Source organism: Streptomyces sp. NPDC005722 (genome assembly GCF_040630935.1).
In the GTDB taxonomy this organism is placed as follows: domain Bacteria; phylum Actinomycetota; class Actinomycetes; order Streptomycetales; family Streptomycetaceae; genus Actinacidiphila.
The window spans coordinates 1-9,038 of record NZ_JBEXYN010000092.1; the positions used below are offsets into that span (position 1 = coordinate 1).

6 protein-coding genes are annotated in these 9,038 nt (G+C 71.8%); all 6 read left to right on the plus strand.

Features of this window, described 5'->3' with window-relative positions; genetic code table 11:
• Nucleotides 1–2,552 (plus strand): M4 family metallopeptidase (locus tag ABZ479_RS41200; RefSeq protein ID WP_500466381.1); only part of this gene is annotated, 2,552 nt, incomplete at its 5' end.
• A gap of 126 nt (nt 2,553–2,678) precedes the next feature.
• Entirely contained in the window at nt 2,679–3,698 is a 1,020-nt protein-coding gene (locus ABZ479_RS41205) for a helix-turn-helix transcriptional regulator (protein ID WP_500466382.1), read from the plus strand.
• 111 nt (nt 3,699–3,809) lie between these two features.
• Nucleotides 3,810–5,315: an aldehyde dehydrogenase family protein gene (locus ABZ479_RS41210; RefSeq protein WP_500466383.1), complete on the plus strand. Its 1,506-nt coding sequence runs from the start codon at nt 3,810–3,812 to the stop codon at nt 5,313–5,315.
• Between the two features lie 411 nt (nt 5,316–5,726).
• The gene (kdpF, locus tag ABZ479_RS41215) at nt 5,727–5,816 is read left to right on the plus strand and encodes a K(+)-transporting ATPase subunit F (RefSeq protein WP_361812010.1); all 90 of its coding nucleotides are present in this window, start codon (nt 5,727–5,729) and stop codon (nt 5,814–5,816) included.
• On the plus strand, nt 5,816–7,480 hold the full coding sequence (gene kdpA, locus ABZ479_RS41220) for a potassium-transporting ATPase subunit KdpA (RefSeq protein WP_500466384.1): 1,665 nt from the start codon (nt 5,816–5,818) through the stop codon (nt 7,478–7,480). Before kdpF ends, kdpA begins: the two co-directional genes overlap by 1 nt.
• The coding region (kdpB, locus tag ABZ479_RS41225) for a potassium-transporting ATPase subunit KdpB (RefSeq protein ID WP_500466385.1) at nt 7,480–9,038 on the plus strand (1,559 nt) is incomplete at its 3' end. The genes kdpA and kdpB, both read left to right, overlap by 1 nt.

Consider the following 9,038-nt stretch of genomic DNA (forward strand, 5'->3'; position numbering starts at 1 on the left):
ACGGCATCCCCGTCCTGGGCGCCCAGTACATCGTCCGCATGACCCACAAGAACGGCCAACGCACCGTCACCGGCACCTCCGGCACCTACTTCACCGCCCTCGACCTCGACACCACCCACCCCACCCTCCCCGCCCCCACAGCGGTTCAGAACGCGGTGCGGCAGGTGCGGGAGGAACTCGCGAGGGGCGGGTACCGCCCTGCGCACTCCAAGGGTGCCGAGGCCGGCCTGACGGGCACGGACCGCGGGCTGACCGTGCTGCCCAACGGCAAGGGCGTGCTGGCCCGCCACGTCACCGTGCGCGGCAGCGACCCGGCGACCGGTGCGCCCGTGGTCCAGGAGGTCTACGTCGACGCCGCCACCGGCGTCGCGGTCTTCGAGTACGGCGGCCTGCCCACCTTCGCCCCGGCCGCCTCCGGCGCCGCCGCGCACCGCAGCGGCACGTCCATGCGCAGCGGCACCTCGATGCGGGACGGCGCTCCCGCCGCTCCCGCGAGCGGATCGGCGGGCGTCGTCGGCAGCGGGGTCCTCCTGCACGGCGCGACGGTGCCGCTGAACCTCACCAAGGACGCCGCCACCGGCCAGTACCTGCTGCGCGACAGCGCGCACATGGCCGGCAGCAAGAGCCACAACGTCATCCAGACCTGGGACGCCTCCAGCGTCTGGTACCAGGACGTGTCGGGCCAGTGGCCCGAGAGCGTCGTGCCGTTCGCGATGCCGACCACGAAGGCGCCGCAGGAGATGACCGACAGCGGCGCGGTCGACGCCCACTGGGCGGCCGGCAAGGTCTACGAGTTCTACCGCGGCACCTTCGACCGCGACAGCCTCGACGGCAAGGGCATGGCCATCAACTCCCTCGTCGGCGTGACGGACTTCGGCTCGCCGTTCGTCAACGCCTTCTGGGACCACACCAAGATGGTCTACGGCACCGGTGACGACGAGTACCGCTCGCTCGCCTCCGACCTGGACGTCGTCGGCCACGAGATGACCCACGGCGTGGTCGAGCACACCGCCGACCTGGTCTACGCCGGCCAGTCCGGCGCCATGAACGAGGCCGTCGCCGACTACTTCGGCAACGTCATCGACGTCACCGTCAACCGCACCCCGATGACCGACCCCGAGGCGAGCCTGATCGGCGGCGACCTCTGCCGCACGCTGGCGCCGAAGGACTGCGCGTTCCGCGACCTCAACGACGGCGCCACCACGAAGGGCTTCCTCGGGCTGCCCCTCGGCTCCTCGTACGACAACGGCGGAGTGCACGTCAACTCCACGATCTTCAGCGGCGCGCTGTGGGACATCCGCGAGAGCCTGGGCGGCGAACTCGCCGACAAGATCGTCTACAAGGCGCTCACCTCCTACATCACCCCGCTCGACGGCTTCGACGAGGGACGTGACGCGGTCCTCGCGGCCGCGAAGTCGCTGCACGTCAAGGGCGACCGCATGGCGAAGGTCAAGCGGGCCTTCGAGGCGCACGGCATCGTCCCCGGCTGGGAGAAGGCCCTCGGCCTGGACAGCGACGTCCTGCTCGGCCGCCTCGGCACCCTGATGTCGTTCGTCGGCACCGGCAACGCCCCCAGCGCGGGCGGGGACTGGTGGGCCGCCCCCAGGTCGGCCGGCGCGGACGGCACCGAGCCGTACGCCGTGTGGACGGGCCGCACCGACGGCAAGGGCAAGCCCCGCAGGATCTCTCCGGTCGACGGGCGCTCGCACCTCAGCCCCGTCACCGACGGCAGGCGCGTGGTCTGGGTGGCGGTCGGCGACGCCCCCGGCGACGACCCGTGGGCCCACACGTACGACATCCTGTCCGCGCCCGTCGGCGGCGGCCCCGTCAAGACCCTCTACAGCACCGGCACGGAGATCAGCGGACTGAGCGTGGACGGCGACACGGTCGCCTGGTCCCGCCGCGACGAGGCGACCTCGCTGCAGCGGGTGCTGTACCTGAAGGGCGGCGACACCACGCCGCGTGAGGTGCCGCTCGGCCGGGACTACAACCAGGCGGCCGAACCCGCCGTCAAGGACGGGCGCATCGCGTACATCCACGACGGCATGTTCGACGGCGCCTACGGGGTCGTCGTGGAGGTCTTCGACACCAGGACCGGCAGGACCACGGCCCTGGGCACGCCCTCGCAGCCGGAGTGGATCAGCACCCCGGTGATCACCGCGGCCGGCGTGTACTGGCTCATCGACACCGACTACACCGACGACGACTTCACCACCCTGCGCCGGGCGTCCCTCGACGGCTCCGCGGTCACCGACGTCATCGCGGAGAAGGGCCCGAACCCCGTCCGGGCGTACGGACTCACGGCGTCGGACACGGCGGTCACGCTGACCCTGTACGCCTCGTTCTCGCAGGTCTTCGACGACTACAACGACTCGCTCGCCAAGCTCTGGCAGTTCACCCCGCAGGGCGCCCCGCTGGGCCGGGTCTCCTGCAGCCACGGCCAGCAGTCGAACGCCGCCGCGGGCACCGGCAGCCGCGTCCTGTGGATGGACACCACCACCACGGACACCGACCTGGTGACCCGGGCCCGCCCCGCGGGCACCTGCCGCTGAGCGGCCGCGACACCGCACCACCCCGACGGGGGCCCGGCCCGGCGCACGCCGGGCCGGGCCCCCGCCGGCCGTTCCGCGAGGCGTACGATCATGAGCCGGCGCGGAGGTACAGGGGTGGCAGGCGGCATGGATGTCTGGTCGGGAGGTCCTTGGGCGGGGACGGGGCTGGACCCCCTGGGCGCCCGGGTCCTGGAGTACCTGGTGGGCCGTCCCACGGCGGACGCCGCCGCGGTGGCCGAGGCGGTCGGCACCTCCGCCGGCGAGGCCGAGCGGGCGCTGCGGGGCCTCGAGGACGAACTGCTGGTCATCCGCATCCCCGGCGGGGCCCCGCGCTGGAAGGCCGGCCCGCCGCGCTCGTCCCTGGGTTCGCTGCTGGCCCGCAGACGGAGCGAACTGGCCCGTACGGAGCTGTTCATGGAGCAGCTCGACGAGCTCTACCGCTCCGCCGCGCGTCCCGGCGCGCCCGACCTGGTGGAGGTCCTGGAGCACGGCGACGAGGTCGCCGCCCGCTACGCGCACCTGCTGAAGGGCAGCCGGAGCGAGGTGCTGCACCTGGCCAAACCGCCCTACGTGACGGGGACCGCGGACGACTCGGGGCACCGCGACCCCGACCGCACCGCGGTCGAACCGGGAGTGCGGCTGCGTTCGGTGTACGAGGCCGACGGCTTCACCGACGAGGTGTCCCTGGAGACGGCGATCCGGGGGACCGCGGTGGGCGGTGAATTCCGCCTCGGCACACGGCTCCCGGTCAAGCTGGCGCTCTTCGACCGGACCACCGCCCTGCTCCCGCTGCACGGCGACCGGCCCTCGGCGGGCTCACTGGTGGTGCACTCCCCGGCCCTGATCGCGGTGTGCGTGGCGCTCTTCGAGGGCATTTGGGAGCGCGCGACGCCGGTCTCCCTGGAGAGCCGCCAGGACTGGCCCGTCGCGCGCCGCGAGCGCGAACCGGTCGAGACCGACGAACGGACGCGGGAGATCCTGCACCTCATGGCCACGGGCATGAAGGACGACGCCATCGCCCGGGTGCTGGGGGTGAGTCGCCGCACGGTGCAGAAGCACGTCAGCGAGGCGGGCACCGCCCTCGGCGCCCGGACGCGCTTCCAGATCGCCCTCCTCGCGCGCGAACGCGGCTGGCTGGACGGCTGAGTCGGCCACCCGCCCACGTGGCGGTTCCTTGGGCTGCGCTATACGTGCTGTTTGCCGATATAAAACATTCAATCACCATAAGCATTGCATATTGGTGCAAACCTGGACTGTATGCGAATTTCGGAGCTGTCGAATCCGTACGGCGCCACCGGCGCACGGCCGACCGCGGGCGAGATCGTGGACCGCCCGTGGCGCATGCTGATCGGCGGTGCGGCGACCGAAGCGGCCACGGGCGCCACCCTGGACGTCGTCAACCCCGCGGACGAGACGGTCGTGACCCGGGTACCCCTCGGGGGCGCCGAGGACGTGGACGCCGCGGTCGAGGCGGCGCTGAGGGCCGCGCCGGGCTGGGCGGCCACCTCCGTGACGGACCGGGCACGGGTGCTGGCCGCGCTCGCGGACGCGGTCGAGACGCACGGCGAGGAACTCGCCTGGACCGACACCTTCGACAACGGCACCCCGATCGGGGTCATGCGGGCCGACTTCCGCGCCGCCGTCGCCCAACTGCGCTACTTCGCCGGACTCGCCCTGCAACTGCGCGGCGAGACCGTCCCCATGGCCGACCACGACTCCCTCGACTACACGCTGCGCGACCCCTTCGGCGTGGTCGGACGGATCATCCCCTGGAACCACCCCCTGCTGTTCGCGGCCGCCCGCATCGCCGCACCGCTCCTCGCCGGCAACGCCGTCGTCCTCAAGCCCGCCGAGGCGACCCCGCTGTCCGCGCTGCGCCTGGGCGAACTGGCCGCCGGCATCGTCCCGCCCGGGGTGCTGAACGTCGTGCCGGGCCTCGGCGCCGAGGCCGGCGAACGGCTGGTGACCCACCCGGACGTCCCGCGCATCGCGTTCACCGGTTCCTCCGCCACGGGACGCCGCGTCCAGGCGCGCGCGGCGAGCGGCGCGGTCAAGACCGTCACCCTCGAACTGGGCGGCAAGAACCCGCTGATCGTCTTCGCCGACGCCGACGTGCACGCGGCGGTCGACGGCGCGATGGCGGGCATGAACTTCACCTGGCAGGGCCAGAGCTGCGGCTCCACCTCGCGGCTGCTCGTCCACCGCTCTCTGTACGAGGCCGTGGTGACCGAGGTGGGCAGGCGCATGGACGCCCTGCGCCTCGGCGACCCGGCGGATCCCGCGACGGACATCGGGCCCCTGGTCTCGGCGGAGCACTACCGCAAGGTGACCTCCTACATCCGCGCGGGGCTTTCCGACCCCGCCCTGCGCCTCGTCGCGGGCGGCAGCGCCCTGCACCGCCCCGGCTACTACGTCCGGCCCACCCTCTTCGCCGCCCCCGCCGGCCCCTCCGGGCCGCTCTTCCAGGAGGAGATCTTCGGCCCGGTGCTGGTGGCGGCGCCCTTCGACTCGTACGACCAGGCGATCGCCGAGGCCAACGCCCTGCCGTACGGCCTCACGGCCAGCGTCTGGACCACCGACCTGCACACCGCCCTGGCCGCCGCCCGCGACCTGCGGGCCGGCTACGTGTGGGTGAACGCCAGCTCGTCGCACCTCCCCGGAGCCGCCTTCGGCGGTGTGAAGAACTCGGGCGTCGGCCGCGAGGAGGGCATGCAGGAGCTGGAGTCCTACACCCAGCCCAAGAACGTCTACGTGCGGTTCTGACCCCGCTCCTCACCGCCGGGCCCCGGTCTGCCCTGCCGGCGGGCCCCGGCGGCGGTACGCAGCGCCGTCGCCGTTGACCGGCGGGCCCCGGCGCCCCCGGCCGCCCGCGCCGGAGCCCGCGCAGGAGACCCCCGCCCCGCCCGTCACCCGTTCGGACGGGCGGGCGTCAAAGTGGCGTCAAGCCGCTCCGGGGCCGCGTCAGGAACCCGCTAACGAACCCCGTGGGGGGCACCCCGGGGCGCTTCGCTACGTACACCGGTCCTTCACCGGCGCCGCGGGCCCGCCCGGGTACGCGGCCATCGTCCCCACTCGATCACCGGGGTGTCTCCGCATGCCAGATCTGGCCTTCATCGTCCTCACCGTCGTCGTCTTCGCCGTGCTCGGCCTCGTGGCCAAGGGGGCGGAGCGGCTGTGAGCGTCGAAAACGTCGTCGGACTCGTCGTCGCCGTGGCCCTGGTCGGTTACCTGGTGCTGGCGCTGATCTACCCGGAGAAGTTCTAGTGAACGACACCCTCGCGGGCTGGCTCCAGATCCTCGCGCTCGTCGGCGCGCTGGCCCTGTCCTACCGGCCGCTGGGCGACCACATCGCCCACACCCTCACCTCCGTCAAGCACTTGCGCGTCGAGCGCTTCGCCTACCGCCTCGGCGGGGTCGACGGCGACGCGGACCAGAAGTGGTCCGTCTACCTGCGGAGCGTGCTGGCCTTCTCGGCCGTCTCCGTCATGTTCCTCTACGGCTTCATGCGGCTGCAGAACCACCTGCTGCTCTCCATAGGCATGCCCGCCGTGACGCCCGGCGTGTCCTTCAACACGGCCGCGTCCTTCGTCACCAACACCAACTGGCAGTCGTACTCGGGTGAGTCCACGATGGGCCACCTGGTGCAGATGTCCGGCCTCGCGGTGCAGAACTTCGTGTCGGCCGCCGTCGGCATCGCCGTCGTCGCCGCCCTCATCCGGGGCTTCACCCGCAAGAAGACCGACCGCGTCGGCAACTTCTGGGTGGACCTCACGCGGATCGTCGTGCGGGTGCTGCTCCCGCTGGCCTTCGTCTTCGCCATCGTGCTGGTCGCGGGCGGCGCCGTGCAGAACTTCCACGGCGTCGACTCCGTCTCGACCCTGATCGGCGACCACCAGAGCCTGACCGGCGGTCCGGTCGCCTCCCAGGAGGTCATCAAGGAGCTGGGCACCAACGGCGGCGGTTTCTACAACGCCAACTCCGCCCACCCCTTCGAGAACCCCAACGCCTTCACCAACTGGCTGGAGATCTACCTCCTGCTGGTGATCGCCACCTCCCTGCCGCGCACGTTCGGCCGCATGGTCGGCGACAACCGCCAGGGCTACGCGATCATCGCCGTGATGGGCGTCATCTGGGCGGCCTCCGTCGCCATCGTCACCGTCAACGAGCTGCACAGCGTGAGCAGCCAGGCCGGTCACGTGGCGGGCGGCATGATGGAGGGCAAGGAGCAGCGCTTCGGCGTGTGGGGATCGGCCCTGTTCGCGGTGTCGACGACCCTCACCTCCACGGGCGCGGTCAACTCCTTCCACGACTCGTACTCGCCGATCGGCGGCGGGATGACGATCTTCAACATGATGCTCGGCGAGATCGCCCCCGGTGGTACCGGCTCGGGCCTCTACGGCATCCTCATCCTGGCGATCATCGCGGTCTTCGTGGCCGGTCTGATGGTCGGCCGCACCCCGGAGTACCTGGGCAAGAAGCTCGGCAGCCGGGAGATGAAGTTCGCCTCCCTCTACATCCTCACCACCCCGGCGATCGTGCTGATCGGCGCGGGCCTCGCCATGGCGCTGCCCGGTGAGCGGGCCGGGATGCTCAACACCGGTGCGCACGGCTTCTCCGAGGTGCTGTACGCCTTCACCTCGGCCGCCAACAACAACGGTTCGGCCTTCGCGGGTCTCACCGTCAACACCGACTGGTACAACACCGCGCTCGGCCTGGCCATGCTCTTCGGCCGCTTCCTGCCGATCGTCTTCGTCCTGGCGCTGGCCGGCTCCCTGGCCCGGCAGCAGCCGGTGCCCGCCACGGCCGGCACCCTGCCCACCCACCGGCCGCAGTTCGTCGGCCTGCTGACGGCCGTGATCCTGATCGTCGTCGGCCTCACCTACTTCCCGGCGCTGGCGCTGGGTCCGCTCGCGGAAGGTCTGTCCTGATGTCCCTGACCACCCTCGAACCCCCCGCTTCGCCGGGCGGCGCCCCGACCGAGCCTCAGCAGCCGCACCGGGTCTCCGGCGGCATGCTCGACCCGAAGCAGCTCCTCACGGCGCTGCCTGACGCGGTCAGGAAGCTCGACCCGCGGGTCATGATCAAGAACCCGGTCATGTTCGTGGTCGAGGTCGGCGCCGTCCTGACCACCCTCTCGGCGATCAAGGACCCGAGCATCTTCGCCTGGGTCATCACCGTGTGGCTCTGGCTGACCGTCGTCTTCGCCAACCTCTCCGAGGCCGTGGCCGAAGGCCGCGGCAAGGCGCAGGCCGAGACCCTGCGCCGCACGAAGACCGACACCGTCGCCCGCCGGCTCACCGACTGGCGGCCCGGCACGACCTCGGCCTTCGAAGAGGAGGTCCCGGCCTCGGGGCTGAAGCTCGGCGACCACGTCGTCGTCGAGGCCGGGCAGATCATCCCCGGTGACGGCGACGTCGTCGAGGGAGTCGCCTCGGTCGACGAGTCGGCGATCACGGGTGAGTCGGCGCCGGTCATCCGGGAGTCCGGCGGTGACCGCAGCGCGGTGACGGGCGGCACCAAGGTGCTGTCCGACCGGATCGTCGTACGCATCACCTCCAAGCCCGGTGAGACCTTCATCGACCGGATGATCGCCCTGGTGGAGGGCGCGGCCCGGCAGAAGACGCCCAACGAGATCGCGCTGAACATCCTGCTCGCCTCGCTGACCATCGTCTTCCTGCTCGCCGTCGTCACCCTGCAGCCCTTCGCCATCTACGCGGGCGCCGAGCAGAGCATCGTGATCCTCGCCGCGCTCGTCGTCGCGCTCATCCCGACCACCATCGGCGGGCTCCTGTCGGCGATCGGCATCGCGGGCATGGACCGCCTGGTGCAGCGCAACGTGCTCGCCATGTCCGGCCGCGCCGTCGAGGCCGCCGGCGACGTCAACACCCTGCTGCTCGACAAGACCGGCACCATCACCTTCGGCAACCGCCAGGCCTCGGAGTTCCTGCCGGTCAAGGGCACCACCGCCGCCGAACTGGCCGACGCCGCGCAGCTGTCGTCGCTGGCCGACGAAACGCCCGAGGGCCGTTCCGTGGTCGTCCTGGCGAAGGAGAAGTACGGGCTGCGCGAGCGTCACGAAGGCGAGCTGGGCCACGCCGAGTTCGTGCCCTTCACGGCGCAGACCCGCATGTCCGGCGTCGACGTCGACGGCCGCCAGGTCCGCAAGGGCGCCGCGTCCGCGGTGACCGCCTGGGTCGCCGACAACGGCGGCCGGACGGACGAGGAGGTGCAGTCGCTGGTCGACCGCATCTCGCAGTCCGGCGGCACGCCGCTCGTGGTGGCCGCCAAGGAGAACGGCGCGGCCCGGGTGCTCGGCGTGATCCACCTCAAGGACGTCGTCAAGGAGGGTATGCGGGAGCGGTTCGACGAGCTGCGGCGGATGGGCATCCGTACGGTCATGATCACGGGTGACAACCCGCTGACGGCCAAGGCGATCGCCGACGAGGCGGGGGTCGACGACTTCCTGGCGGAGGCGACGCCCGAGGA